The 26,970-nt window shown below is 57.7% G+C and carries 24 protein-coding genes, 2 tRNA genes and 1 pseudogene; 21 read left to right on the top strand and 6 right to left on the bottom strand.

What is annotated here, in order from left to right; all coding sequences use genetic code 11:
* Positions 1-182, bottom strand: a 182-nt coding sequence (locus AC2FM3_RS15425; protein ID WP_496683474.1) for a hypothetical protein, incomplete at its 3' end; no start/stop codon positions are given.
* A gap of 349 nt (positions 183-531) precedes the next feature.
* Here AC2FM3_RS15425 and AC2FM3_RS15420 point away from each other — a divergent pair.
* Genes AC2FM3_RS15420 through AC2FM3_RS15410 form a run of 3 tightly spaced genes read left to right on the top strand, consistent with a single transcriptional unit; the run spans position 532 to position 1,851 of the window.
* Positions 532-966 (top strand): hypothetical protein, encoded by a 435-nt coding sequence (locus AC2FM3_RS15420; protein ID WP_496683472.1) that lies wholly within the window; start codon positions 532-534, stop codon positions 964-966.
* Between the two features lie 57 nt (positions 967-1,023).
* Positions 1,024-1,284, top strand: a complete 261-nt coding sequence (locus AC2FM3_RS15415; RefSeq protein WP_496683470.1) for a hypothetical protein — start codon at positions 1,024-1,026, stop codon at positions 1,282-1,284.
* 30 nt (positions 1,285-1,314) lie between these two features.
* Positions 1,315-1,851: a hypothetical protein gene (locus tag AC2FM3_RS15410; RefSeq protein ID WP_496683468.1), complete on the top strand. Its 537-nt coding sequence runs from the start codon at positions 1,315-1,317 to the stop codon at positions 1,849-1,851.
* On the opposite strand, the gene AC2FM3_RS15405 is transcribed toward AC2FM3_RS15410, so the two are convergent.
* On the bottom strand, positions 1,832-3,241 hold the full coding sequence (locus AC2FM3_RS15405) for a D-alanyl-D-alanine carboxypeptidase family protein (protein ID WP_496683476.1): 1,410 nt from the start codon (positions 3,239-3,241) through the stop codon (positions 1,832-1,834). The genes AC2FM3_RS15410 and AC2FM3_RS15405 overlap by 20 nt on opposite strands.
* 262 nt (positions 3,242-3,503) lie before the next feature.
* Positions 3,504-4,205 carry an HAD family hydrolase gene (locus AC2FM3_RS15400; protein WP_496683466.1) on the bottom strand — a complete coding sequence of 234 codons (702 nt, stop codon included), beginning with the start codon at positions 4,203-4,205 and terminating at the stop codon, positions 3,504-3,506.
* A gap of 92 nt (positions 4,206-4,297) precedes the next feature.
* Between AC2FM3_RS15400 and clpS the strand changes: the two genes are divergently transcribed.
* The 4 genes from clpS to hemF are packed head-to-tail and all read left to right on the top strand — an operon-like array spanning position 4,298 to position 7,359.
* Complete coding sequence (clpS, locus tag AC2FM3_RS15395; protein WP_496683464.1) at positions 4,298-4,639, top strand: ATP-dependent Clp protease adapter ClpS; 342 nt, start codon at positions 4,298-4,300, stop codon at positions 4,637-4,639.
* A gap of 26 nt (positions 4,640-4,665) precedes the next feature.
* Positions 4,666-5,631 (top strand): class I SAM-dependent methyltransferase, encoded by a 966-nt coding sequence (locus AC2FM3_RS15390; RefSeq protein ID WP_496683462.1) that lies wholly within the window; start codon positions 4,666-4,668, stop codon positions 5,629-5,631.
* A 37-nt stretch (positions 5,632-5,668) separates the two neighbouring features.
* Positions 5,669-6,469, top strand: coding sequence for an SDR family NAD(P)-dependent oxidoreductase (locus tag AC2FM3_RS15385; protein WP_496683460.1), 801 nt, complete (start codon positions 5,669-5,671; stop codon positions 6,467-6,469).
* A gap of 5 nt (positions 6,470-6,474) precedes the next feature.
* Positions 6,475-7,359, top strand: coding sequence for an oxygen-dependent coproporphyrinogen oxidase (hemF, locus tag AC2FM3_RS15380; RefSeq protein ID WP_496683458.1), 885 nt, complete (start codon positions 6,475-6,477; stop codon positions 7,357-7,359).
* Positions 7,360-7,362: 3 nt separating this feature from the next.
* Here the strand turns inward: hemF and AC2FM3_RS15375 are convergent, their stop codons facing one another.
* The gene (locus tag AC2FM3_RS15375) at positions 7,363-7,773 is read right to left on the bottom strand and encodes a hypothetical protein (protein WP_496683456.1); all 411 of its coding nucleotides are present in this window, start codon (positions 7,771-7,773) and stop codon (positions 7,363-7,365) included.
* 202 nt (positions 7,774-7,975) lie between these two features.
* On the opposite strand from AC2FM3_RS15375, the gene AC2FM3_RS15370 reads away from it, so the two are divergent.
* The 3 genes and pseudogenes from AC2FM3_RS15370 to AC2FM3_RS15360 all read left to right on the top strand — a co-directional run.
* Positions 7,976-9,229, top strand: coding sequence for an aminotransferase class V-fold PLP-dependent enzyme (locus AC2FM3_RS15370; RefSeq protein ID WP_496683454.1), 1,254 nt, complete (start codon positions 7,976-7,978; stop codon positions 9,227-9,229).
* Between the two features lie 74 nt (positions 9,230-9,303).
* A tRNA-Val gene (locus tag AC2FM3_RS15365) sits at positions 9,304-9,379 on the top strand.
* A 96-nt stretch (positions 9,380-9,475) separates the two neighbouring features.
* Positions 9,476-10,009, top strand: a pseudogene (locus AC2FM3_RS15360) (recombinase family protein); the annotation flags it as partial.
* A 49-nt stretch (positions 10,010-10,058) separates the two neighbouring features.
* Here the strand turns inward: AC2FM3_RS15360 and AC2FM3_RS15355 are convergent.
* The gene (locus tag AC2FM3_RS15355; protein WP_496683452.1) at positions 10,059-10,550 is read right to left on the bottom strand and encodes a hypothetical protein; all 492 of its coding nucleotides are present in this window, start codon (positions 10,548-10,550) and stop codon (positions 10,059-10,061) included.
* A gap of 87 nt (positions 10,551-10,637) precedes the next feature.
* On the opposite strand from AC2FM3_RS15355, the gene AC2FM3_RS15350 reads away from it, so the two are divergent.
* The 11 genes from AC2FM3_RS15350 (at position 10,638) to brxL (ending at position 26,572) form a co-directional block, all read left to right on the top strand.
* Positions 10,638-10,928, top strand: coding sequence for a hypothetical protein (locus AC2FM3_RS15350; RefSeq protein ID WP_496683450.1), 291 nt, complete (start codon positions 10,638-10,640; stop codon positions 10,926-10,928).
* Between the two features lie 30 nt (positions 10,929-10,958).
* Positions 10,959-11,237, top strand: a complete 279-nt coding sequence (locus tag AC2FM3_RS15345; protein ID WP_496683448.1) for a YuaX family protein — start codon at positions 10,959-10,961, stop codon at positions 11,235-11,237.
* On the top strand, positions 11,238-12,173 hold the full coding sequence (locus tag AC2FM3_RS15340) for a hypothetical protein (RefSeq protein WP_496683446.1): 936 nt from the start codon (positions 11,238-11,240) through the stop codon (positions 12,171-12,173).
* 643 nt (positions 12,174-12,816) lie between these two features.
* Positions 12,817-13,578 carry a hypothetical protein gene (locus AC2FM3_RS15335; protein WP_496683443.1) on the top strand — a complete coding sequence of 254 codons (762 nt, stop codon included), beginning with the start codon at positions 12,817-12,819 and terminating at the stop codon, positions 13,576-13,578.
* A gap of 318 nt (positions 13,579-13,896) precedes the next feature.
* Positions 13,897-14,088 (top strand): ribbon-helix-helix protein, CopG family, encoded by a 192-nt coding sequence (locus tag AC2FM3_RS15330; RefSeq protein WP_496683441.1) that lies wholly within the window; start codon positions 13,897-13,899, stop codon positions 14,086-14,088.
* Between the two features lie 21 nt (positions 14,089-14,109).
* On the top strand, positions 14,110-14,922 hold the full coding sequence (locus AC2FM3_RS15325) for a hypothetical protein (RefSeq protein ID WP_227427261.1): 813 nt from the start codon (positions 14,110-14,112) through the stop codon (positions 14,920-14,922).
* Complete coding sequence (locus tag AC2FM3_RS15320) at positions 14,909-15,454, top strand: hypothetical protein (RefSeq protein WP_496683439.1); 546 nt, start codon at positions 14,909-14,911, stop codon at positions 15,452-15,454. Before AC2FM3_RS15325 ends, AC2FM3_RS15320 begins: the two co-directional genes overlap by 14 nt.
* 9 nt (positions 15,455-15,463) lie before the next feature.
* Positions 15,464-18,886: a BREX system P-loop protein BrxC gene (gene brxC / locus AC2FM3_RS15315; RefSeq protein ID WP_496683437.1), complete on the top strand. Its 3,423-nt coding sequence runs from the start codon at positions 15,464-15,466 to the stop codon at positions 18,884-18,886.
* 3 nt (positions 18,887-18,889) lie between these two features.
* Entirely contained in the window at positions 18,890-22,243 is a 3,354-nt protein-coding gene (locus tag AC2FM3_RS15310) for an Eco57I restriction-modification methylase domain-containing protein (protein ID WP_496683434.1), read from the top strand.
* Positions 22,240-24,522, top strand: a complete 2,283-nt coding sequence (pglZ, locus tag AC2FM3_RS15305) for a BREX-1 system phosphatase PglZ type B (RefSeq protein WP_496683431.1) — start codon at positions 22,240-22,242, stop codon at positions 24,520-24,522. Before AC2FM3_RS15310 ends, pglZ begins: the two co-directional genes overlap by 4 nt.
* Before the next feature lie 10 nt (positions 24,523-24,532).
* Positions 24,533-26,572, top strand: a complete 2,040-nt coding sequence (gene brxL, locus AC2FM3_RS15300) for a protease Lon-related BREX system protein BrxL (protein ID WP_496683428.1) — start codon at positions 24,533-24,535, stop codon at positions 26,570-26,572.
* A gap of 288 nt (positions 26,573-26,860) precedes the next feature.
* Here brxL and AC2FM3_RS15295 read toward each other — a convergent pair.
* Positions 26,861-26,937: transfer RNA gene (locus tag AC2FM3_RS15295), tRNA-Met, on the bottom strand.
* Positions 26,938-26,970: the final 33 nt, after the last annotated feature.

Genomic DNA, 26,970 nt, shown 5'->3' with positions numbered 1-26,970 from the left:
AACAAATCCTCAAGATGCCCCAGTCTCTCCTGAGCGTCACAACCGTCTTTCCAGTCCGTCAGGCCGCCTCTCCAGCCCGTCACCACCGCCTCACCAGCGCCGGTGAAGGGGGTTCTAAGATTATCCAACCAAAGCCGCAAGGGGAAAATCGCATCTCGATGCATTTTTTTGCAAATCGACATTTTATCTTTTATTATCAAACGATTGACTGCCTAGCCGCGGCAGACATACCTACATCAATGAAGTGCGGCACCGCGCGCTCGGCTGCGGCCCTCAGGCCGGAGGATTCGCGCCCCACAATATATTGTACACATCGCACCCTACGCCACAACGAAGAGCGACTCGCATCGCGCGGCATCTGCCCCTTCCACCACGCCTCGGCGCTGGATTCGGAGCCCCCGCCATGCGCGATGGCGGCTGCGGCGCTTGAATAGCCCACAGAAGTTGCCCAAGGACCAACCACCGCCTAGCACAATCCGTGAAAGTTCGAGCGGAGTTCATCGCACCGCCCATCCGCGCAAGGAGGGGTCCATGTCTCTCGATCTGATGACCTACCAACCGCGAGGGGACAAGAGGAACTCGGACTTCTTCCACGAATACCTGCCGAAAATCTATCAGCACCGACAAGCCTCGGGAGTCACAGAGCAAGTCGGCCAGATGGCGGCCATCATCCTCGAGGTGGAACCCGAGGCGATCTTTGACACTTTGGTCGAACTCTATGTGATGACCCCGTATCGCCATACCGCAAACTATCTGGGGCCGACGCATCGGTTTTCCGTTCTTCACGCGCATCCGGTCTTTCCGGCGCTGGCCCTGATGGCCCCGCTCAGCGCCGGCCTCGAGGACTATATCTCGCGCCTCAATCGCATGTACCCGCTGGCACGGGCGACACCGCAGACCCGCTATGCCGGCGAAGCCTTTTCTGCGCGCGACCTGAACGATCTGCGCAACACCCTCGAGGATTAGAACATCCGGTTCGACTATGTCGGCGACACGGAAAACCCCTTCTACACATTGGACTGGATGCTGTTCACCACCCCATCGGATTTCACCTGCAACCGGGCCGGCTATTCGGCGCTGGACTTCAACGACCCCGACAGTCTGGGCCTGGGCGACCGGCTGATCCTGATCGCGGTCGAGCAGGACCACTTGACAAGGGCCGCCGAGTTAGGCGCGGACAGCGGGATCGCACCGCTGATGCTGGGCCTGGACCATCTGGCCACGCGGGTGCTGGCCGGCGAACGCGAGGATCCGATCCTCGAGTTTCTGACCATGGTGCCCTAGTATCTCTGGGGCGCCTACAACATCGCCGAGATGAATTCGTCGACCAATGTCAACCGACACCCCGGCGTGGACGACGACAAGAAATCCCCAGTCAACGTCTTTACCGCGAACAACACCCCGTCCTTCGTGAACTCGTTTGCCAAGCTGCCGATACCCACCGAGGATGTCGTGCGCAATTTCGGCCGGCGTCTGCACCACATGGTGGTCGAGATACGCGACGGCGACCATGCCGCCGGCGAAAAGAACGTATATTTCGTGGTCAACACCTTGAAGGAAAAAGGCGTTCCGTTTCTCGCCCATGTCGTGGGGGAATTCAAAGACGACCCGAACCTCAAGCCGATCTTCTTGAAACACTCGAAACATACGCTGCTGATCACCGAGTATTTCCAGCGGTGCCACCACTATGAGGGCTTTTTCACCAAGGACAACGTCGCCGCCCTGAACGCCGCCGCGGGTCAGGACGAACAGTACCGGGACGGAAACGTCTTCGATTTAAAAAAGTCTGCGGAATTCCGCAGCCGATGCCTTCAGGAGAGAATGCCGAACCTTATGATGGCCCGATCATGAAACAGGTGACGTTGCGCGCCTTGAGGCGGCGACAGGCCAGATCGGCCTGCTCGCGGGTCATGCCCTGGAATGTGGCCTCGAAGCCCTTGGAGCTTTGGTTCACTTTACGCAACGAGCCTTCTAGCGTGGTCATTTCCGACAGCGCCGTCTTCAGCAGCACCTTTTCGGCCTCGTACCGCGTTGCGAAGCGGCCCACATTGACGCCCCACAGATGGCCGCCCGAGGTGGACAGCCGCGTGACGATTTCCTGCTCGGGTTCGGCCTCGGCCGGTTCGGTCGAGGCCAGCACCAGGTTGTCGGGCCGCAGGGCCGGGCGCGTGTCGGCGGTTTCGACCGGCGGGGCCGTGGGCGTGGTCTGGGCGGCGACGATTGCCTGGGCGATGCTGTCCTGGATGCGGGGCGCGTTCTTGGCGGCTGTTTCGGCCACTACGCTCGCGACTTGAACCGCGACCCCGGCCCCCGGACGCATGACCGGGCGCAAACTTTGTTGAGGCGCACCGATCGCGCGCGCCACCTGGGTGCCGCCCAGACCTGCATTCCCGGCATAGGCCGGACGGGACGGTTTGCGGATCGGGGCGCGGGACGGGGCGCGGCGGAACCCAAGGTCCAGCAACTCGGCCACCTTGGCGTTGCGCCAGGCGCTGGACTTGCCGCCGAACACCGTGGCGATGATGCGTTCGTTTCCGCGCTTGGCCGAAGCCACCAGGTTGAACCCGGCCGCGCGCGTATAGCCTGTCTTGATGCCGTCAGCGCCCTTGTACGCGGCCAGCAGGCGGCGATTCGTGTTAGGAACCGTCTTGATGCCTGCATAGGTCGATTGGCGTGAGAACAGGTTGTAGTATTCGGGATAGTCGTAGAGGAGATGCCGGCCCAGCGTGGTCATGTCACGGGCGGTGGACAAGTGGCCCGACTCCGTCAGACCATGCGCATTCTTGAAGGTGGTGCGGGTCATACCCATGGCTTTGGCCGTACGGGTCATGCGGCGCGCAAAGGCCGCTTCGGACCCGCTGAGCGCGATACCGATGGCGGTGGCCGCATCATTGGCCGATTTCACCGCCGCGGCCCGGATCAGATAGCGGAACGCAATCTTCTGCCCGGCGCGGAGCCCAAGTTTCGACGGCGGTTCGGCCGCCGCATGATTGGTGATCGTCACGGGGGTATCCAGGGTGATCTCGCCGTTCCGAACGGCCTCGAACGCGATATACAGCGTCATCATCTTGGTCAGCGACGCAGGGTGGAGGCGGGTATCGGCGTTGCGCGAATGCAGAACCTCTCCGGTGCGCGCATCGATCACCATCGCCGCGTAAGGCGCGGCCAGCGCCTGAGTCGCTGCTACTGCAGCGATCCAAATCACCGCAATGAGGAACAAGCCCGCCCGGGCCGGAATCATCCGCCGAATCTGCACGATCTTTGCCTCTGTCTGCCTCGCGCCGCCGGATTTTTCCGGTCGGCATTTTTGTCGATTGTCTTAACGATAGCACAGGCCCCCAACGAAATAAACCGAAAGCTGTCCGAATCCGTCGCCCCTCAGGCTACGTTTCACCGCTACATCTTGGGCACCCGATCGCGCGGGCCACCACGGAGGCCAAAGCGGCAAAATAAAGGCCAGGGAGCGGTCAAGTAATCATCCGGTGCGCCCTATCGGACACAGGTCACGTGAAACGGTCGATCAGCGCCGGAAGGTGGCCCAGATGCTCGATCTCAAGAAACCGGGGGTGGCCGGATGGGATCTCGGCCCGCTCGATGTCCCAAACCAGCCCATGTGGAACATGCACACCCCAGGCGCCAGTCTGAATAGGGGCAACGACATCCGATCTGATCGAGTTGCCCACCATCATCACCCGGTCCGGCGCATGACCGAGACGCTGGAATATGGCGCGATAGGTTTCGGGGTCCTTCTCAGACACAATCTCGACCTCGTCGAACAGATCGCCCAGCCCCGACTGAGCCAGCTTGCGCTCCTGGTCGATCAGATCTCCCTTGGTGATCAGCGCGATGGCATGCGTTTCGGCCGCGGCCTCGACCGCCGTGCGGGCGTGCGGCAGAAGCTCGATCGGATGGGCCAGCATCTCTTGCCCCGCCGCGATCAACTCGCGGATGACGCGGGCCGGAATCCGATCATCGGTGACGTCCAGCGCGGTCTCGATCATCGACAAGACGAAACCCTTGATGCCGTAGCCATAGTGCCGGATGTTGCGCCTTTCGGCCGCCAGAAGGCGCTCCATCAGGTGGTTATGATCGGCATGGTCGGCCAGCAGCTCGGCAAAGCGGGCCTGGGTCAACCGAAAGAACCGCTCGTTTTGCCAGAGCGTGTCGTCAGCATCGAAGGCGATGAGGGTCAGGTTTTCATGCATTCCGATTCCGCCGGTTGCTCTTTCCTCTGGGCGCGCTGACGTTATATAAGCCCTGAAACGACCCGAAATGTGAATCGGAAAATCTCGGTACAATGCTGACTGCCCGTTGGATGATGGCTGGCAAATCGGAGGACGATGGCGACACGTCCATCCTTGTCCAGACCAAGCCCAAGACCAAGCGCCCACCGCTGTACAAGGTGCTGCTGCTGAACGACGACTACACGCCCATGGAATTCGTGGTGCATGTACTCGAGCGGTTCTTCGGCATGTCGCACGCGCAGGCGTTCGAGATCATGCTGACCGTTCACAAGAAGGGCGTGGCCGTGGTGGGCGTATTCAGCCATGAGATCGCCGAAACCAAGGTGGGGCAGGTGATGGATTTCGCCCGCCGTCACCAACACCCTCTGCAATGCACCATGGAGAGAGAGGAGTAGGGCCGCGTGCCTCGGTCCCACAGCCCATGTCCACTCGTCTTCACCTTGCCCTGCAACAGGGCCTGACGCTGCCCGAGCCGGTTTCGGTGATCGGCCCGACACCGGAGCATGACCTTTCGATGCTGCCAGGCGGCACGCAGGTCGTCCAACCGTTCAAACCGTTTTACGACCATTTTCAGGCGCAGGGATTCGACGCCACGCCCCGGGCCGATGCGCCCTGCGGCAGCGTCATCCTGTTTCTGCCGCGCGCCAAGGCGCTTGCGCGGGCGATGATCCATCAGGCCAGCCAGCGCACCGGTGGTCCGATCGTAGTGGACGGCGCCAAGACCGACGGAATCGACAGCCTGCTGAAAGACATCCGCAAACGCGTGGCGGTCGAGGGACCGATTTCCAAGGCACATGGCAAGATCTTCTGGCTCCGGGCCAGTGCCGACACCTTTGCCGACTGGGCCACGCCGCAGGAACAGAGAGCCGACGGATACCGGACCGCTCCGGGCGTGTTCTCGGCCGACGGGATCGACCCCGCCTCGGCCCTTCTGCGCAAGTCCCTGCCGGCCAAGCTGGGGGCTAAAGTGGCCGATCTGGGTGCGGGCTGGGGGTACCTGTCCGCAGGGGTTCTCGAACGCGACTCGGTGACCACCCTGCATCTGGTCGAGGCCGACCACACCGCACTGAGCTGCGCCCGGGCCAACGTGAGTGATCCGCGCGCCCTGTTCCATTGGGCCGATGCGGTGACCTGGACCGCGCCCGAGCCGTTGGACACCGTAGTCATGAACCCGCCGTTCCACACCGCGCGCAGCGCTGACCCGTCGTTGGGTCAGGGCTTCATCGCGTCGGCAGCGCGCAACCTGACGCGCTCGGGCAGCCTGTGGATGGTGGCCAACCGCCATCTGCCCTACGAAACCACCCTGTCCGAGACCTTCGCGCGGGTCGAGGAACTGGCTGGAGACAACCGCTTCAAGGTATTCCATGCCTCTCGCCCTCGGCGGTGAAGCCGTCTAACCTGCGCCGAGATTCTGGAGGAACCGCATGTCATTTTCCATAGCTGGCAAGACCGCCATCGTGACCGGAGGCGCAAACGGCATCGGGCTGGCGATCGGCCGCCATTTCGCCGACGCGGGCGCCAACGTGATGTTCGCCGACATCGACGAAAAAGGCCTGGCCGACGAATTGGGCGAACAGGTCGACGACGGCAACATCAGGTATTTTGCCGGAGACCTGCGTGAAAAACTGACCGTAGCCAACCTGCTGTCCGCCACGCTAGACGCGTTCGATCAGGTGGATATCCTGGTCAATGGCGCGCGGCAGGTGATCCCCTCGGACCCACTGGACCCCGAGGACGACTCGGTGCGCGCCCTGCTGAACCAGAACCTGATGCCGACCCTGCGGCTGAGCCAGATGGTCGCCAACCGGATGATCAAACAGGCCGACGGCAGCGAAGACACCCAGATCGGCTCGATCATCAACCTGTCCTCGATCGCCGGGCGCCGTACGCATCCCGACCTGCTGGCCTATTCCGTGGCCAGCGCGGCGCTGGATCAGCTGACCCGGTCGCTGGCCGTGACCCTGGCGCCGCACCGCATCCGCGTGAACGCGATCGCGCTCGGCTCGGTCATGAGCGCCTCGTTGCAGACGACCCTGAAAGACAACCGCGACTTTCGCAAGGACATCGAAAAGCACACACCGCTGGCCCGCATCGCCGCCCCGACCGAACTGACCGACACGGCGCAATACCTGGCGTCCGAGGCTTCCGGCTTCATGACCGGCCAGATCCTGACAATCGACGGAGGCCGCACCCTGCTGGACCCGGTCGCCGCCCCAGCCCACTGAGCCCAATGTTCGATACCGAAAAAGCCACCGCCTCTGCCTGGTTCCGCAGCCTGCGCGATCAGATCGTCACCGCCTTCGAGGCGCTGGAGGACAGCCACGACACCGGCCCCTTCAGCGATGCCGAACCCGGCCGTTTCGAGGTCAAGGAAACCCGGCGCCAGTCCGAAGATGGGTCCGACGCGGGCGGCGGGCTGATGTCGGTCATGCGCGGCGGCCGCGTGTTCGAGAAGGTCGGCGTCAACGTCTCGACGGTCTACGGCACACTGGGCGAGCGGGCACAACAGGCGATGGCCGCGCGCAAGGGCATCCCTGGCATGGCCGACGACCCACGGTTCTGGGCCTCGGGTATCAGCCTTGTGGCGCATATGCAAAACCCGCATGTCCCGGCCGTTCACATGAACACCCGCATGTTCTGGACGCCTCATGCCTGGTGGTTCGGCGGCGGATCCGACCTGAACCCCTGCATCGAATACCCTGAGGACACGGCGCATTTCCACGCCACGCAGAAGGCGCATCTGGACCCGCACGGACCGGGGCACTATCCGCGCCTCAAGGAGTGGGCCGACGAGTATTTCTACATCCCGCACCGCAAGCGCGCACGGGGCGTCGGCGGGATCTTCATGGATGACTACTGCACCGGCGACTGGCAAGCGGATTTCGCGCTGACCCAGGACATCGGCCGGGCCTTCCTGCCGGCATTTCTGCCTCTGGTGGAAAAGCGGCGCGTGCAGCCCTTTACCGAGGCCGACAAGGATGTGCAGCTGGTACATCGCGGGCTGTATGCCGAATACAACCTGGTCTATGACCGGGGCACGAAATTCGGCCTGGAAACCGGGCATGACCCCGACGCCGTGCTGATGAGCTTGCCGCCGCTGGCGAAATGGGTCTGAGGTTCAGAACCCGAAATCCATGAAGTTGTCATAGCAGTAGTTCTGCGCGGACGAGGCCGACATGTTCTCGCCCACCCGGTTGACGGTGATCGAATATCCCGGCGTGGTGTCCGCGCCCGGCGGCGGCTTCAGCGAAAACTGGACCGTTCTGGCCCCTTTCTCGTAGGCTTTCCAGACATAGATCCGCTGCGCGCGCGGCACGCCGAGTTGGCGGATGGCATAGTCTCCGATGCCGCACCAGTAATTGACCGCTGCGGACGAGCCGATCGCCTTTACCTCGTAGATACCATCGCCGACAGGGCGGATCTCGGTGCGGTAGGTGGGGCGAACGCTGAGGCCAAAGCCCCGCGCCTGCGCCACGAGCGGCGCCAGAAGAGACGTGCAAAGCAGAAAGAACACAAGGAAACGCGCCATCGGAAAACCTGTCAGCTGAAACTCGCTGCCGTTCATGATAAGGCGCGGGCCCTTCGAGTAAAGCCACAGAGGCCCGCCCGCCGGTCGCCGGTGGGCACGGCAAGCCGGACACCACCGCCACAGGGCGCGGAAACGATTGACCCGGGCGCACCGACGTCCATAGATGCGGGGCAGGCATATTCGACAGGACAGGACACCCGCCATGCTGCACGAAACACCGGGATTGCTCGACGCCATCCGAGCGCGCTTTGCCCATGTGGAAAGTTGTCCGTTTCAAGGTCCACGCATATTCTTCGAAAACGCGGGGGGGGCACTGACGCTGAAATCGGTGGTCGACACCTCGGCCCGGTTTGCGGCCATCCCGGACAATCAGGGGCGGGACAACGTGGCCAGCCACGCCCTGGTCGACATCATCAACCGTGCCAAGGCCGATCTGGCGGTGTTCATGAACGCCTCCTCGGGACAATTCTTCGTGGGCGAAAGCGGCACCGAGCTTTTGTTCCGCATGATCCGTACGGCCTGCGTGAACGCGCCCAAGGGGGCAAAGGTGATCGGCAGCAGCATCGAACACCCGGCCAGCCGCAGCGCCGCGCGCCGCTGGGCCGGAATCGCCGGGCTCGATTATGTGAATGTGCCCCATGACGATGCGACCGGCCTGGTCACGGCGGCCGACTATACCGCGCGCATGTCGCCGGATGTGGCCGTAGCCACGATCCTACATGCCTCTCCGGTGACCGGCATGGGAATGGACGTGGCCGCCATCGCCCGCGCGATCCGGTCGGTCTCGCCAGACTGTTTCATCATCGTGGACGGCATCCAGCACGCCGCGCACGGGCAGTTGGACATCGACGGCTATGGCGTCGATGGCTATGCGATTTCCCCCTACAAGGTGTTTTCGCGGCACGGTTATGGCGTCGCCTGGATTTCGGACCGGCTGACCACCCTGCCCCATGACCAGCTGATCGACGCCCCCAAGGCGGGCTGGGAATTCGGCACCCGCGACACAGGCGCCTATGCGACAATGTCCGACGTGGTCGACTATTTCGACTGGCTGGGCGGGCAGGTATCAGATGCCACCGACCGGCGCGCCCGGATCGAGGCCGCCGGGCGCGCGATCCACAGCTATGAAACGCATCTGACCAACGTGATGATCAACGGTACCGGCAACCTGCCCGGTCTGCGGGACATGGACCATGTCACGATCCTGGCCGGCGCCGAGAACCCGGCACGCGAAGGGCTGGTGTCGATCGTGGTGCGCGACATCCCGTCGGCCGAGGCGGTCTCGCGACTGAACGCGCAAGGCATCCGCACCCACACGCGCAAGGACGACCACTACAGCGGCAACGTCCTGCGTCCGCTGGGCCTGCCGGACTGCATCCGGGTTTCGCTGTGCCACTACAACTCCGAGCATGAGGTGACACAGTTTCTGGCGGCGATGCAGGACATGAAGCCCTGACCCAATGGATCGGCCGAGATTTTCGGCTGTCCCCCCTTGCGCCGGAGCGCAGGCTTGGCTACATCCCGCGTCACGGGTGATTAGCTCAGTTGGTAGAGCGCTTCGTTTACACCGAAGATGTCGGGAGTTCGAGTCTCTCATCACCCACCATCCCAACTCATTGATCTTGCAATAGTTATTTCTGTGCAGGGTCTTGCGCCGCCTCAACTGGTACATAGAGGTGGTACACGATGAGACACGCGATGCCTATCCGACCACGGGGTTTCGGGTGTCAGCACTACGCTGCAAGAAAGACCTGAGGGCAAGCGGCTGTACGACAAGCTGCGCCACGGAGATACGCTGGTAGTTCGCTGGGTGGATCGTTTGGGCAGAAACTACCAAGACGTGACAGACACGATAAGACACTTCATGAGACAGGGTATCGTCGTGCGGACGGTGATCAATAACCTCACCTTCAACGGGGCAACAACAGACCCCATGCAGGAAGCCGTTAGAGACGCACTGATAGCCTTTATGGCAGCCACAGCTCAAGCTCAGGCTGAAGCCGCAAAGGAGGCCCAGAAGGCGGGCATAGAGGCTGCACGGCAGGACGAGACCAAGTACCGGGGCAAGAAACCCAGCTACGACAGGGAAACGCTCACAGTAGTTGTGGACATGCTTTCAAAAGGTGCAGGGGCGTCAGAAATCGCCAAGGCAACCTCGCTAACTCGGCAGACCGTTCTTCGTATCAGGAAAGACCCGTCGGCAGCTGAAGCGGCTTTGGCCAAGTGGGGGCTTTGATCTTATGTTTGTCTACTGATTTGTTTTCTAGCGACGCGGCAAACAGCGCTTATTCGTTGGCTTCAGCAGCTTTCCTTAGTGCCGCATCCTGAAACACTTGCACCCTCAAGTACCATAGCCTGAATCCAAACCACGCTAACCATGCCCCAATCGTTGCGCACACTAGCCCGCCAAATTGGATCACAAAGGACCATTTGTTTTCGTTCTCCAAGTTCAAAAGGCTTTCATGGCGGTCGCTAAGTGTCCCATATTGTTCTTCGAGGCGTTCTTTTATCTCCTCCAACGCGGCAATTTGACCATCCCGCTCAGCACTGTCGCCGCTTTCTGCCGCATAGACATCTTCTTTTATTTCAGCCATCTGGCTGAGCATCCATTCTTGCTCTCTTTCCATCATCTGCGCAGACACCTCATGCTTCCAAATTGCAGCTTCTATTTGCCGGATGTTTGAGATGCAGGTGTAGGCTCCGAAAATGAAGAGGACCAATCCAGCAATCGCCATGAATTTGTAGAGATTGTCCGTTGGCAGGTTGGAATTTATCACTTTTGTCTCCAGCGCTGTAACGTTTCACAAGCAAGAGTTGCATGTTTGCTCGTGCTTACAACAAAATGACAAACTCAGATCAAGCACATGGACCCATCGGACCCCCATTTCTTTGTCTCGTCAGACAACCCCTTAGCTCAGCTTGTTGTGCTGGTGATCGCAGTGGGTTTCCTGACCCTGCTTTGTTCAGCCTTCAGGTCAACCGTAAGAAAAGCTGGGCTAGCCAAGGCTACTGCCTTCTGGCTCTGGAACGCTGGATTTTTTTCCGTTACCATTCTTACTGCAAAGCACTTTGAGTGGTGGGTTTTAGCAGCGGTTCTTGTATGGGCCATTCCCCTGGCGGCGTTCGACCGAACCCTTTTGCACAAAGAAGAGTGAGTCGCTCCCGATTTGCGCGGAAAGGAAAACATGAAAATCAAAGGCTTTGACGCAATCAAGAAAAAGACCGATCAACTGGCAAAGTTTGCTGAAGAAATTGACGGTGAATTAGCAACAGTTAGTTTTGACCCCAAGAGTCCTGCGAGTATAGAAGCTGCCATTCAGGAGATGAGTGACGCTATTGACAAAACAACTAAATCCTACGGGCGCAATGACTGGATACAAAGCCTTGCCTCGCAGCTCAAAGAGCAAGCTCGCAACAGCGTTCTAGAGAAAGCAGCTGCGGCTCGCATAGAGAGCGACGACTGAATGACAATATCATCCGCATTCGAAGACCTGAACAATGCGATATTGGACCTGCAACAAGCGGATCATAACACCTACGAGCGCCCAGTAAGGAAGATTGCCGCCGCGCTAAATTGTCCAGAATTACAGGTGATCAATAAAAGGCTGAAAGAAAAGGCCGATTTCGAAGACTTCATCAAAAACTCAAACAACGGCGGCTCCATGGTGGGCAGCTCTCAGTTGAACTGGCCACTCGAGAGAGAACTTGAGCTGGGCCTAACTCTACATATAATCGAAATGGCTGGTCGTGACCCAAGATGGCTGCAAGATTTCGCAGACAAATGGTACTATGACGGCAACAAAATCATCAGCGGCATTCGTAAGATAACTCGGTCTGTTCTAATCCCATTTGCGAGGGATTATAAGAGTTTCATCAGCAATCTGTCACCTGCGGACGTGAACGAGGCGGGGAACTCCGATACCCTCGGAGTAGTTGAAAGAGTCAAACAAAACCGAGTTCCGATCCTCTATGTCTCTAAGTTGATGCTACGGCTGACTGAGGAAGCACGAGAAGATATTCGAGGAGATAACAAGCTTTCTACTGATGACCGGCTTGCAGCAATAGAAGCAATAGACGAGCTTCAGAGGCTGAGCCTTGAAGCCCAAAAAATGTCGGAGGCCGCTCCTGAAGTGTTGAGAGAGAGCGAGGACTTACAGTCTTGGACAACACGCTTCAAATCAGCAATCGAAAATAGCTTACGCACAACGCTTGCTGCTGAGAACGTAGCGAATGCGGCTGTACCAACTGGACTGATACTTGGTTGTGGTGCGCTTGGTGCGCTAATCGGCGGTCCTGTAGGGTTCGGAGCTGGGAGCGTGTTGGGTCACCTCATAACTGGTCAAATCAAACCCGGTGCAGCGGCAAAAACGATTGAAGAAGCCATCACACCCGATGATTGAGAAAACTGGCGGGCTCGAAATCAGGGTCCAAAGCCTTTCCCACCCATGTATCTGCGTCCGACCCAGGGCCGCCCTCTCTACTACCAGTACGGTGCGCTACGGTCTTGGGCCGCAAGCAAACTCGGGATGACCTATCAGTTTGATGATCAATGCATGGATTTCTTTTGGGAGACCTGTCCGCTGTTAGCCGAAGGAAGTGGCAGCATTCAAAGCCGGATCGACGTTTTTGAACGTCAGTTCACACAGGACCGGGAGAGGGTCCTGAGGGGTGAAACGCCGACTTTGATCCAAGTTGAGCGTATCCATGACCTTGATGTGTACCATTCGAGACAGCCGAGGCGTGCGGGGCCGAGCCATCTAACCGCTTTACAGCTTCGGGAAGGCACCGGTGCGGAGCGATCCGTTAGATAGCACCGCCGCATGAGTCGAGCACAGCCGGTCCCAGAATAGAACAAGTCGAAGGCTCAATCGGCCAAACTCCAAGCGCTTTCCGATCACTCGGCGGAGAATGAGACAGAGTGATAGCTGTAAAGACGGGCGGATTAATCGGTCTATCGCGTTACGACGGTTCGCCTGATAGAGTGACCTCAGCAACCGCCGCGACGAGCAAACTGAACCATATAGAATAGAAAGTCCCGCCAACGTGAACAGAGCAGACATATCTCGCGAAACTAAAAAAGCCTGTGAACGCCTCGATCATCAATTTCCAAAAATATCGACGATGCCTCGCGACCCACGTGGATTACCCATACCAGCAAATGTCGCTGTGCACCCGGGCAATGGGAAATCTATCTTCGCTGTAATCGATCTTCACAAGCAAATCGATCTCTTTTGCACAAAAAGATGTGCGGTCACAGGTACAGCGCTCGATCCGACGGATGTATGGTTCGTAACCACTTCGGACTCTGCGCTTGTTCCCTTTGGGCTACTTTTGGACGCTCCGATGTGTGGTGAAGCTAAAGATTTTACACTGCAGGTTTGCCCATATTTTGGCATCAGTGGGTACTCTCGAATATCAGATGACCAAGCCAAAGCTATGGTATCCGGGCAGGCCACGATAAACAGTGGGAACGATCAAAGTTTACCGTCCGAGTTTTTGGCTGTCAGGGTAAATGGATTTACAGTGATGCCAACCCGCCAAGGCCTGAATTTCCTACCCGATCGCCACTACTCGAGGATAGAGTGGTGGGTCGGCCGGACCTGCAAGAGGGTGGTGGAAGGTTCTGAAGTCAGGGCGGAAATTGCGAAAGGTATTCAAGATGGACTGTCAAGACTGTCGGCGGACCAATGGCCGCAGTGGGCAAAGCAGTCTCTCGACGGCAGCCTGATAAATTGCTGGCCATGGGAAGAACCTAAAACTGCGGAAACTCTGATTCATTGGGCGAAGGAGCTTTACGGAGAATAGAGGCGGTCGCGGAGCTGGCGACGGTGGTTGCACGATAGCGCTCGGCATAGTGTGCGCACGTCCTAGTGCTACCATCCCCCAACTGATCGAGCGTCTTGGTAGTGCGCCGTCCAGCAAGCCCCGCATACGACCACTGGCGCTGCTAGACCCAGACATTGCCTGCACGGAAAGCAACGACCTGAGGTGACGCAGGCGTGACAACTGAATGGCGTGCCAGCTCCGTGGACAGTGCCTCCTATCAAGAAAGCCGATCAAATGCACCACTCTGTTGAACATTGATGCACTCATGCCTAGTGTTAAGCAACGACGGGAGATTCAATGGCCGACCGACCCCTGAAAGCAACCAGGCTGTCCGTAAGCTTGGAAGAGCGCGATCATAATATTTTGGCTGAAATAGCAGCCGAAAATGACGCCTCGATTTCTTGGGTGATCCGGAAAGCAATCCGTCAGTTCGTCGACGAATATCAAGTCGGCCATCCAAACGTAGAGCCAACAAAACGTGGCGAATAACGCAATTGAAAAGAGAGCAGTATGGAAGACGGACTCGGCGCCTGGTTCAACGAAAATAAGACGGAACAACAGCTCTCTAGTTTTGGATTTCGCACGTCTGGCGGCGGTGCTCACCAATCCAAGACAATGATGCTCCCCGAAGTCGAAAGCCTGCTTTCGTCTGGCATCACAAGCGCAGATAGCCTCAAGATCGCGGCAATTGATGACAACATTATGGGAAAGTCGACCGCGAATACGCGGCGTCTAACCTATCGCCATCTATGCTCCCTCTACGGCTTCAACGACCAGCCCCCCATAACGAAGGTAATGGTGGGTTTGTGGCCCCAAGATCGCGAGGGGCACGCCCTACTCACGCTTCTGGTCGCTTTGGCCCGAGACCCCTTGTTGCGAGACACAGCAAAAGTTGTTCTTGGAACGCCGGTTGGTCAAACATTGGAAAGACCCAACTTCGAGGACGCGCTGTCTTCCGCTCATCCTGATCGCTTCAGCTACAAGATGGTCCGTTCCATGGCGCAGAACTGCGCTTCGACATGGACGCACAGCGGCCACCTCAGCGGCCGCGCTAAGAAGACCCGCCAGCGTGTTAGCGCGACACCGCACGCAACGACGCTTGCAGCCCTTTGCGCTACTGCAGCTGGCTATGGTGGACCTGCAATCCTCGGTTCAGTCTGGATGAAAGTCCTCGACCTTTCGCCAGAACAAGCCTTGGATCAAATGCGACGAGCCGAAAGCCTAGGTCTAGCCCGAGTCCGGTCTGCCGGAGACGTGACAGAAATCTCGGTTCGTCAGCCACTGTCTTCAACTCTGGGAGTGTCAGAGCTTGAACACGTTTGACGAAATCCTTGCCGCCTACACAAAACAGGTGAACCTACCGTGGGCTACAGACACGCCGCCCGCCGGTCGGGTTTGGATCGTTTGGTTCGACAAGTCCATGCAACGCCGCTTCTCCGGACGGATTGGGGAATTCGAACACGCGACGCAAAAGGCCGGACACGGCTGGAAGCTCTTGGACTTGGCTCCATGGTTCGGAACCTGGATCGCGAAGCATGAGCTGTTTGAAGGCCTGGTTGAGCAACCAAATGAAATTCGTGGTCTCCTTCCCGACGTCGAAGATGCCCTTGTAGAAGAGATCAGGACGGCTTTGACCGAATGCTCGGCGAATGATGTGCTCGCTGTTGATGGATGTGGCGCCCTCTTTGGCGTCGCACGCGTTTCAACTCTGATTAGCCGTGTCGCAAGCGCGGTGCCGGGGCGCTTGCTAGTAGGGTTCCCCGGCAAGCACTCAGCCGGTGTGTACCGACTTCTAGATGCGCGTGATGGCTGGAACTACCACGCTGTCCCGATTCCCGCAGACCCCTCCGTTTGAGATATCAGAATGCTGAACAAAGACACGTTTCATACCGATCCCGCCCAGTACCAACTCGCAAACCAAGGTGTAGCTAAGATCTCCGTTCCACCGGCCCCAGAGGCTATGGATACTCTACGTGGTGAGCTGTCGACGTTCGTTTGCGACGGTGCCTATGCCGATGGCCTTGCCCGCATTCTAGAAGGTTTCCTTGGCTCCATTGGCAAGGGGAGCGGCGCACCGGCCGTATGGATATCCGGCTTCTACGGGTCTGGTAAATCGCACATGGCCAGCATGCTCGCTGCGCTCTGGACCAACTTGGAGTTCGACGACGGAGCTACGGCTGAAGGTCTGATTCCACACATTCCGCCCGAGGTAGCGGCGCCTCTAAAAGAGCTCAGGATCGCGGCTCAAAGGGCTGGTGGAGTGGTCGCAGCAGGAGACACGCTTGGTACAGGCCCCTCTGACCCAGCTGAAGCAACGCTAGGGATCATCCTGAGAGCGGTTGGACTCCCTAGCGATCTACGTGCTGCGCAAGTTGCCCTCTGGCTCGACAATCTCGAAATCCTTGAGACTGTTCGCGCCGAACTTGGAGTGAAGTTCCAAAGCGATATTCGCAACTTTATCCTCTCGCCTCGCTTTGCTGACGCTGTTCTTAAGGCCAAGCCGGAGCTCGCCTCGTCTCCAAAAGAATTGCGCGAGCTTCTAAAGACGCAGTTTCCAGAGCCGCCGCCGGTCACCGTCGACCTCTTGGAGACTGTTGCAAGGCAAGCTTTGATGCTTGGCCGCAAGGAGCTTCCCTTGACCCTGGTGGTTCTGGACGAAGTTCAGCAGTTCATTCGCCAGGACCCGAGCCTGACGCTCAAAATACAGACAATCGCCGAGCGCCTCGCAGGCCGATTTGATGGGCGCCTTTTACTTGTTGCTACAGGGCAGCAGGCCCTAAGCGACGTTCCAAACCTTCAGAAGTTGCTCGACCGGTTTCCAATTCAAATCGCACTTGGTGAGGCCGATGTTGATGCGGTCATTCGGAAAACCGTGCTGCGCAAGAAGAGCGGTGCCGAAAAGGACATCAAGCACATGCTCGATGCCAATGCCGGTGAGATCAGCCGCCAACTCAATGGCAGCCGTCTGGCTCACACTGTGCAGGACGATCCCGATGCTATCCTTGATTGGCCTCTCCTTCCTGCTCGGCGTCGCGTTTGGGAGCGCATTCTTCGGGAATTGGACAGGACTGGTCTCGGCGGAACGCTGCGCGGTCAACTCAGAACGACGCTAGACGCAGCCAAGACCTATGGGGACAAGCCCCTGGGTCATGCAGTTCCTGTCGACTTCCTTTACGGCCGGTTCGCCACGGAGGCTTACAACGCGGGTCTCTTGCCAGGCGAAACACGAAACCGGATCGAAGCACTCAAGGGTGGCAGCGAAGACGAGCGCCTTAAAGCCCGGATTCTGATGTTGGTCTACATGCTGGGTCGCATTGCGCCTGAGGCGGACAGACACGGAGTGCGCTCGAAGCCTGAGACAATAGCTGATCTATTGATCGTCAATCTGGCTGGCGAAGACGAGTTGCGCCGAAAGGTGCCTGAATTGCTTCAAGAACTGCAAGCCGATGGTGCGGTTATCGAAGTTGAAGGCGAATGGCGTCTGCAGACAAAAGAAAGCGCTGACTGGGAGGCTGCTTACAGAACGGAGGAGAAGACACTTCTAGCTGACCAATCCTCCTTGAGCCGAACCCGGCGCGATCTTCTCACCAACGCGATTGATACGGCCTTGGCAGGCGCTGCGAGCGTCCCGCATGGCGCCAGCAAGGAGACGCGACGAATCCACCGCCTGCAACCTGGTGACAAGGAGCCGAGCGATGGGATCGCGCTGAGACTCCACAATGGATGGAGCGAAGACCTCACACAGATCGAAAAGGAAATCGCAGCGGCCCCAACTTCTGACCCGACGGTTCACCTGCTGATTTCGCGGCATCCGTCACGCGACAGCGAACTCACGAACGCGCTCACAACATGGAAGGCAGCAGAACAAGTCCTCCAACTACGCGGCGTCCCTCAAACCGATGCTGGCCGCGAAGCCCAGTCGGCCATGCAGTCGCGTTCGAACAAAGCTCAGAATGCAGCAATAGAAATCATTGCTGAGGCTGTGGCGCAAGCGCGGGTCATTCAAGCTGGCGGGAAGGTTGTGACCGGAGCCCCTGTCGATGCGGTCAAGGCAGCAGCGACCAATGCCCTTGCGCGTCTCTATCCACAGTTTCCGGACGGCGATCATGCCGGATGGGGCAAAGTGCGCGATAGGGCGGTCCGAAAAGACCCGGACGCTATGAAGGCAGTGGATCATTCTGGTGCCCCTGAAAGCCACCCGGTCTGCAAAGCAATCATCGCTGATCTAGGGCCAGGTCGAAAGGGTTCCGACCTTCGAACGAAGTTCACTGGTGCGCCATACGGTTGGTCTCAAGATGCTGTGGACGGCGCCCTGATTGTCTTGGCAAACGCTGGCCTGCTTCGCGTGACCGGCGATGATGGCAAGCCTGCATCCTTACCAGACATCCCGCGCCAAAAAATCGGCACTTGCACGTTCCGGTCTGAGACGACCGTGATCACGATCCACCAGCGGATGGCTGTACGAGGCCTGCTAAACGACACAGGCATCCCATATGAGAATAACCAGGAGCAGCTTGCACTCTCAGCACTTCTTGACCGGCTTCAAACGGCCGCCACGGAGTCTGGGAGCGATGCACCAGCCCCAGAAGCGGACACCGTTCCAAACCTTGCCTCATACAAAAGCCTTTCGGGTAACGACCTTCTAGCTGCCCTGGCAACAGACGCCACCGATCTGCGCGAAAAGCTGAAGGACTGGAAGAAGGCCAAGCAGGTTATTTCGGAGAGAATTCCTAATTGGCGTCTCGCAGAACGCCTTGTTGGCATGGGTGCTAAAGATCAGGAAAGCGACCTTGAGAGTATTCGCACGGGTCGCCGCCTATTGGCCGATCCTGATCCGGTTCCACCCTTGATTTCCGCCGCATCGGATACACTGCGAGCTAGCCTCAACGGTATCTATCAGGCTTGGGAGAAGGCCTGGAAAAGCGGCGAGGAGCGGCTCGCGAACGATCCAACGTGGAACAAGCTATCTCCGGAACAGAAGCGAGCTATCCGAGAAGAAAACGGCCTGCTCCAAGCGACAAAACCGGCTGTCGATACGCCGCAGGCCATTTCGGAAGCTTTGAGCGCTAGAGGGCTTTCCGAATGGGAAAGCATGGTGAAGGCGCTGCCAACCCGTATCGACGATGCGTTGGCCTCTGCAGCTGCTGAACTTGAACCCAAAGCCCACACTGTTCTGCTGCCCGGCGCTTTGGTGAAGTCCGAAGCTGACTTGGATGAGTGGCTCCAGAAGGTCCGCGAAAAGGTTGCTGAAGGTCTGCAGAACGGCCCAGTGATTCCGAAGGTTTGACGCATGAGTGAACGTTATCTGCCATCCACTCTTCGACGCACGCTGGAGCGGGTCATCAAGGACGCCCGCATAGTTGCGGAGGAAGGCGCACGAGATGCAATTCGGCGCTTGGGTGTCGCCGAAGGCAAGGCCCCGTCCTACCTTTCCGAAGAGGAGAAGGAGCTTCGGCGTCGTCTGCGTGCACATGCGCGTGCTCTTGGTGATGCCTTCGACCGCACCAACGACACCCAAGAGACCAAGCATCTGATCGAAGCCACCGCCTATGCCCATTGGCATCGGATGCTTTTCGCACGGTTTCTGGCGGAACGTGGCCTGTTACGAAACCCCGAGTACGATGTCCCCGTGACCTTGGAAGACTGCCGGGAACTAGCCCAGGCTGAAGGACTGACGGACCCTTGGACGATAGCCGAGAGATACGCGGCGCAGATGCTACCTGCGGTCTTCAGGGTCGATGATCCAGTTCTCGCTCTGGAAATCGATCCGGTTCACACGCAGAAGCTCCAGAAGTTGGTGAACGGACTGGATGCCGAAGTATTCGAAGCTGAGGATAGTCTCGGCTGGACATACCAATTCTGGCGGGCGGCAGAGAAGGATGCAGTCAACGCCTCGGGCGTGAAGATTGGCGCTGACGAACTGCCTGCGGTAACCCAGTTGTTCACTGAGCCCTACATGGTGCGTTTCCTGCTGCACAATACCTTGGGTGCGTGGTGGGCAGCAAAGGTCTTAGCCAGCAACGCGACATTGGCCGAAACCGCTGCGGACGAAAATGAGCTCCGAGCTGCCTGCGCTTTGCCGGATTACGCCTTTGACATGCTGCGGTTCGTTCGTGACGGCGAGGACGGACCATGGAGACCGGCAGCAGGTACATTCCCCGGTTGGCCCAGAGAAGCCAAGGAAATCACTTTACTCGACCCGTGCTGTGGGTCGGGGCATTTTCTGACTGAGGCGCTCGCAATTATGGTGGCGCTGCGCCAAACCGAAGAAAGTCTATCACCCTCCGACGCGGTTTCAGCAGTTCTGCAGGAAAACCTTCATGGATTGGAGATAGACGGACGCTGCGTGCAGATAGCCGCATTTGCCGTCGCGCTTTCTGCGTGGCGGATCGGTGGTTGGCAACCCCTCCCGGCACCGCATATCGCTTGGGTGGGCGCTCCGCCACCGCTGCCAAAGAGAGAGTTCATCGCGCTTGCCGAGGGCGATGCAGAGTTGGAGTACGCCCTGACCGCACTTCATGAGCTTTTTGCGAAGGCTCCAGTACTCGGAACACTGCTTGAACCGACCGGCGGCGATCTCTTTGAGTCCGAAAAACTCAGAGAAATCGAGCGTCTTCTTGATCCGCTTCTGGAGAAGGCACGCAGCGCCGAACCAGAACATGTGGAAGGTGTTGTGGCAGCACGGGGAATGGCCGACGCGGCATCTCTTTTGCATCGCAAGTACACTCTTCAGACGACAAATGTTCCATACCTGGGACGCGGCAAACAGAGCTCTGAACTTGCAAGTTATATTGAACGAAGATTCAATTCAGCTCGCGCAGATCTTGCAACAGCGATGCTCGCCAGAATGCGTAATCTCGCGTCTGCTAATGGGACTATTGGGGCGGTAACACCACAAAACTGGCTATTCTTGGGTAGTTATCAAGAATTCCGACGTGAGACTGCTGTGCAGACGAAATTGGATTTGTTGGCAGCGCTTGGTCCCAGAGCTTTCGAAACTATAAGTGGAGAAGTGGTCAACACGTGTCTTTTTGCAGCATCTATTTCGCCATATTCAACCGATACTCGATATTCCGGCATAGATTGCAATGACGGAAAAGATGCCGTTGCCAAGGCAGATATCCTGACGGGTGGGGATTTATCCTCAATACCCCAATCATCGATTTTCAAGAACGACCAGAATAGGATTGCAGTAGTAGAGATAGCTAGCCTCCCTAGCCTCTCTCGTTTTGCAAATGTCTACGTCGGCTTTCAGAACGGCGATACCCCGAGATGGGTGTTGTATTTCTGGGAAGTGAAAGGCTTTGATGGAAAATGGGAACCATTTCACGCAACGCCTGATGAAACTGCAGACTTTTCCGGACTACGGTGCGTGGTTCCGTGGGGAAGCGGAGCTGGACCCTTAGCAAAAAGTGATCAAGCTCTGGTGAAAGGACGAGAAGCCTGGGGAAAACAGGGGGTTTTGGTTCGTCAAACCCAGCCATGGCCCACATCTTTCTACACGGGTACGCTATACGACCAAAGCAGTTCCGCCATCATTCCAAAGGATCCCAAGGACCTTCCAGCAATTCTTGCTTTTTGTCGCAGCAAGGACTTTTCAAAGTCGTTGCTCTCTATTGCCAATGCAATGAAGTTCACGAATTCCACGTTTACCAGTGTTCCCTTTGACGCCAAATACTGGCGCGCTGAAGCTAACAAGGTGTTTCCAGAAGGACTTCCCAAACCGCAAACAGATGACCCCACACAGTGGCTCTTTCATGCCCATCCAGCTCGCGCGGTTAAAGGGAGTGCACTGCACGTCGCTCTAGGTCGGATTTGTGGATATGATTGGCCAGCCGAAGTCGACACAAATTTGGAAATTTCCGAAGAGGCGCGCGACTGGATCGCTCGTGCATCCCTACTTCCTCAAGGAGACAACGACGGCCTGCTTGGGGTGCCCGCAGTGGCTGGAGAAAAGCCACTTGCTGATCGACTGAGAGCCTACCTTGCAGACGCCTTTGGAACCGAGTGGTCCGATGAGCTTGAACGCCGTCTGGTAGCAGAAGCAGATGAGACTTTGGACAAGAAGGCGGCCCGCGATGGCTCACTTGAGGCCTGGGTCCGCGACCGTGCCTTCCGTCAACATTGTGCGCTGTTTGCTCAACGGCCTTTCATTTGGCACATCTCGGATGGTCTGAAAGACGGTTTCTCGGTCTTCGTTCACTACCATCGCTTCGATCAAGCCAACCTGCGCAAGCTCACATACACCCTACTTGGCGACTGGCTAGCCCGCGCCAAGGCGGAGGGGAACACACTGCGATTTGAGAAGGGTCGTGAACTGCAGCAAAAGCTGGAAGCGATCCTGGAAGGTGAAAAGCCCTACGATATCTTCGTCCGTTGGAAGTCCCTTGCCCAACAACCGCTTGGTTGGGACCCCGATCTTGACGATGGTGTCCGGCAAAACATCCGTCCCTTCATTTTGGCGGGTGTTCTTACACACAAGCTCGACAAAATCCTTAAGGACAAGGACCGAGGAAAAGATATTTCATCCGCGCCCTGGTATGATGTTTTTAAGGGTGAACGTCGGAACGATCATCACACTACGCTTGCGGAGAAGCGGGCTGCGAGAGAAGCCACAGCACGGCGCGTGGAGGGGTCTAGGTGACAACTCCGCTGGACGCCCTTGTCGCCGCACTTCAAGAAGCAGCGAGCTACAACGCCTCGGCAGAGGCGGCGCCAGTTGCGGTTGTTTGGTGCGATGCGGGCAAGGATTTCTTGCCTCTAATCCCCGCTTTGCGGGAACGTCTTCCTGAGCTTTTGACGTTTGGTGAGTTTGAACCCGAGGCGCGCACCGGGCCAGCAGTGTGGATTCGTGCAGCCACCGTGGGTGCGGTCGAAGGTGTCGGTTGGCCAGAGGGCACAACACCGATCATCTACATACCGGGGGTCGCGCGCGAGACCCTCAAAGGCGCAGAAGACTGTCCACAACTCCTCCAACCACTGGTTTGGTACACCGTCGCGGGTTCGTACTTTGGTCATGTGAACGGCAAGGACTGGACGCTTCGGGGGTTCCTGTCCGCGGAACGCGGGCCATTGAAACTCGAAATACCGGATGACTCCGCGACGCGAGCGGCACTGTCACATGCAGCTGTTCGCCTCTGCACCAGGTCGGTCGATGAACTTCGCGGAAAGCGCTGGGATGCAGATCAGTTGAATGCGCTCCTCGCCCCCGACCTGGCCGCCGACATGCTGGATTGGATTGATGGTTCATTGTCGGATGAGGTCGACGCAGCACGGTTCAATGCTTTTGCCAGTATTGCGAAGAAAGAGCTGAAGTTCGATCCTTCCAAGCTCTCCAAACAGGATGCAGTGAAGCGCTTGGCAAAACGCGAGGGCAAATGGGCGCAAGTTTGGGCGCGTTTCGAAGGGTCGACGGGGTATGCTCAAGTGGTCGACTATTTGGGCTTCGAAGAACCCGCCTCGCTTTTTGACCATTCCGGCAACCGAGAGGTCTACCCAAAGCTTAACGCGAAGGGAGAGAAGGAACTTAGAGACGCGCTCCAAAGCCTATCCGAACTCTCGTTTGATGAGGCCCGCACAAAGGTACAGGGTCTTGAGGAAGAACACGCCTGGCGACGCAGTACGGTCTGGGCGCGTCGTGGAGAGGCACCATTAGCAAATGCCTTAGAACATCTCGCAGCTTTGGCGAAAGCGGCCTCTTTGCCCGCACATGATAGCAGAGCACTTGCAGAGGCATATGCGACTACCGGATGGAACGCGGATTGTTCGGCGATGTCCGCAATTGCGAGCGCCCCAAGAGAGCTGGATCGCATGGCTGTCGCTGCCGCTCTCCGGGCCATATATCTGCCCTGGCTCGACGAAGGCGCAGAGGCCCTCCAGGAACTTGTGCGCAATGGAAAGGTGAAGTTCTCGCAGCCGGAGCCAATAGACCCTCATGTGACAACTGTCCTATTCGTCGATGGTCTCCGAATGGACGTTGCCCAACAGCTTGTCCAAGTACTCCGAAAAGACGGGCTAAAGCCGGAGCTAGATTGGATCTGGTCAGGCTTCCCGACAGTCACAGCAACCTGCAAGCCGCTCGTAACACCGGTGGCTGAGGTACTCAAAGGTCCGGCCACCACAAACGACGTTTTGCCAATCACGCCAGACGACAAACCGGCAAACAAACCGAACTTGTTCAAGCTCTTGAATGCAAATGGTTGGGAGACGGACACAGCACTTCTACTTGACCAAAGGCTTTGGACGGAGACTGGTCGGTTCGATGAGGAAGGGCATGCGCTTGGGGCGAGGTTGGCCGAGCGATTGGCACAGAGTGTGAGGGACGTTGCGGACGTGGTTTCCAGCCTGGTCAGATCAGGACGAGATGTCCGAATCGTTACGGATCATGGTTGGCTCTTGATGCCGGGGAACTTACCGCACGCCGCTCTAGACCCTGGTCTTGTAGAACCAAGCGGAAAAAGGACGCGTTGTGCGCTAGTCAAACCAAAGGCGACTACATCGTACATGCAGGTCCCTTGGACCTGGAATTCGGACATCTCAATCGCAGCCGCCACCGGGGCTCGGGTCTTCTACGCCGGATGCGAATATGCACATGGCGGGATTAGTCCGCAGGAATGCGTCTTGCCGGTCATCTTGGTCACCGGAAACAAAGTACGCAGTGAGGTCTCAATTTCGAAGGCGCAATGGGAGGGCTTCCGTCTGAGGCTAGAGGTAGCAGGCGGTGCCGACCTGGAAGCTGACCTTAGACTCGGGTCTGACACAAGTGGCCCGAGCTTGATCAAGGGTGGCCGCGTCTTGGATGACAACGGGCGGACCTCGTTTCTCGTAAGTGACGAACACGAGGGTGAAACGGCCTGCTTGGTAATCCTTGATGCCAACGGACATGTCGTAAGCCAACGCGTTACGACAGTTGGAGGGGAATAGGGTGGTGACGATGGATACACTGGACCGCAAGGCGGCCGAAGCCTTCCCAGCCCACATTGTGCGAAAGGACCTCGTCAGGCGATTTCGTGGGCAGTTTCCTATCCCAACGTACGTGGTCGAATTCATGCTGGGCCGCTACTGCGCGAGCACTGACCCGACCGAGATCGAAGAAGGCATTCAGATGGTGCAAGCGCAACTGTCTGATAGAACCGTTCGAGCCGGCGAGGAGGAACTCTTCAAAGCTCGCGCCAGAGATCGTGGCTCAGTCCGGATTATTGACATCATTACTGCTAGGTTGGACGCGAAGACTGACAGCTATCTGGTGTCTCTCCCTAGTCTTCGACTGAACGATGTCAGAGTCGCCGACAAGGTCGTTCAAGATCACGAACGTATGCTGACTGGTGGCTTCTATGCCGAAGTCGAGCTTGGCTACGATGCCAGCATTGCTCAAGAGAAAGGGGGGCGACCCTTTGAGATACTTAGCCTTCGGGAAATTCAACTCTCGACCCGAGACATACTGGATAAAATTGCATCCGGACGAGCGTCACTCTCAACCGAAGAGTGGAAAGCGTGTCTATTAAGAAGCGTTGGACTTGAGCCAGACAAGCTTAACGAGAGAGCTAGGGATGCGATGTTCCTTCGAATGGTTCCCTTCGTTGAGGCCAACTATAACATGGTTGAACTGGGGCCGCGTGGGACTGGCAAGAGCCATCTCTATCAGCAGGTTTCGCCCTACGCGCATCTAGTGTCCGGCGGCAAAGCCACTGTCGCACGCATGTTCGTAAACATGTCGAATGGCCAACGTGGTCTTGTTTGCCAGTACGACGTCGTCTGCTTTGACGAGGTTTCTGGCATTTCCTTCGATCAGAAGGACGGCGTTAACATCATGAAAGGCTACATGGAGTCGGGAGAGTTCTCTCGAGGCCGAGAAAGCATCCGCGCCGAAGGCAGTATCGTCATGGTCGGCAACTTCGATGTCGACGTTCAACATCAGCAGAGAGTCGGACATCTGTTTGGTCCAATGCCTCCAGAGATGCGCAATGATACGGCATTCATGGATCGCATTCACTGCTACCTACCAGGTTGGGACGTTCCCAAGGTGAGCAAGGAACTTTTTACCGACCACTTTGGGCTGGTCAGTGATGTCTTGGCAGAGTGTTTTTCGCGCCTGAGGGCGCAGAGTCGAGTGGACAAGCTCTCACGCCGTGTGCACTTCGGCGGCGCGTTGTCCGGTCGGGATCAAAATGCTGTCAACAAGACCGTGTCTGGTCTTCTTAAGCTGCTCTATCCTGACCCGGCTTCACCAATCCCTGATGAAGACTTGGAGTGGGCTGTTCGGCTTGCTCTTGAGGTGCGCCGCCGTGTGAAAGAGCAGCAGAAGCGCATAGGATCTGCGGAGTTCCGAAATACACAATTCAGCTATGTTATGGGCTTGGATGGAGTAGAGAAATTTGTCTCTACTCCTGAGCTTCAGAGCGAAAATAGCATCGGTGCTGACCCGCTCCCTGCAGGCCAGGTTTGGACGATCAGTCCAGGTGGACAAGATGAAGGGACAGGCCTCTTCCGTATAGAGGTCAACGAAAGCTCTGGCAGCGGAGTCAGGATGCTGAACCAATCACCGCCAGGACCGTTCAAGGAAAGCGTCCGAATCGCAGAGCAGTACCTATATGCCCATGCGCGTGAACTGGTGGGTGAGCGGAATCCACGCGAGCACGAGTTCTCCATACAGTTGCGAGCCTTCGATGCGGCAAGGAACGGTTCGGATGTCGGCATCCCAGTACTGATGGGGCTCTGCTCGGCACTTCTCGGCAAGCCGATAAAGGGTGGGTTGGTAATCTCTGGAGGAATCTCCCTGGGTGGCTCTTTGGAGCCAGTCCATAATCCCATTGATCTCGTGGAGCTCGCAATGGAGAAGGGAGCCGAGGCGGTCCTCCTGCCAGTCTCTAGCCGCCGTGCACTGATTGATTTGTCAGACGATGTAGCGACCAAGGTGCAGGTCTTGTTCTACGCTGATGCAGCAGACGCACTACGTAAGTGCGTTCACGATTGAAACTGATCAGCGAAGCCCCTGTGGCAGAGCCCATCGCCACAGGGACTTGTATTGTCACGTGTTTATGAACGCTGATTGAACCAAAGTGCACCACCTGAATTTCTCAAAACTTCCTGTGGCCAAATCTAGGACAGTGGCACGAGGTTATGATGCAAGGGCCACAAAAAAGGTGTACCGGGTTGGGTTTTGCTTGGATTGGATCGCATGAGAACCGCTGCGGATTCGGACACTTGCCGGACACAAACAAAAAGGCCCCGAGCGGATGATTGCTCTGAGGCCTTATTTTGTTGGTTGCGGGGAGAGGATTTGAACCTCTGACCTTCAGGTTATGAGCCTGACGAGCTACCTGGCTGCTCCACCCCGCGCCATTTTTTTGGCGTTTGGCCTGCAGAGATTTT

The sequence above is a fragment of the Ruegeria sp. BHSB172 genome (assembly GCF_059613165.1).
Note: the sequence above shows the minus strand (reverse complement) of the source record. Positions and strands in the feature narration are given on the sequence as shown.